This is a genomic window from Geovibrio ferrireducens (assembly GCF_026226615.1).
GTDB lineage: Bacteria > Chrysiogenota > Deferribacteres > Deferribacterales > Geovibrionaceae > Geovibrio > Geovibrio ferrireducens.
On record NZ_JAJAPB010000033.1, the window covers coordinates 1 to 403 of the forward strand.

The following is a 403-nucleotide window of genomic DNA, read 5'->3' on the forward strand; positions in this document are numbered from 1 at the left end:
AGTTTTACGATACAGACAGGCGTGCTTTTTTAAAGTATTACAACCGTTATAAGCAGAGTGGTAACAGGGATTCTCTTCTTCCTCGTAAGCGTGGTCCGAAGTATGCCTCCCGAACTCCTCTTGCTTATATAGAGAACAAGGTTCTGGAGCTTCGCAGACAGGGCTGCAACCGTTATGAGATACACTTTTTACTTCAGGATAAACTAAAGAAATATACACCTTCGCCTTCTGGTATATATAATATATTCAAGCGTCACGGTCTTAACCGTCTGAAAGAGGAGCATAAGGCTAACAGGAGGCGTATTATAAAAGAGAAGGCAGGAGAATTGGCTCATATAGACACTCATACCTTGTCTAAGTGTCAGATAAAGGGAGAAAGTATTGCAAGGCATCTTCTTTGTGT

1 protein-coding gene is annotated in these 403 nt (G+C 41.4%); it reads left to right on the forward strand.

From position 1 onward, the window contains the following. The coding region (locus OSQ85_RS14035) for a hypothetical protein (protein WP_265823935.1) at positions 1–403 on the forward strand (403 nt) is incomplete at both ends.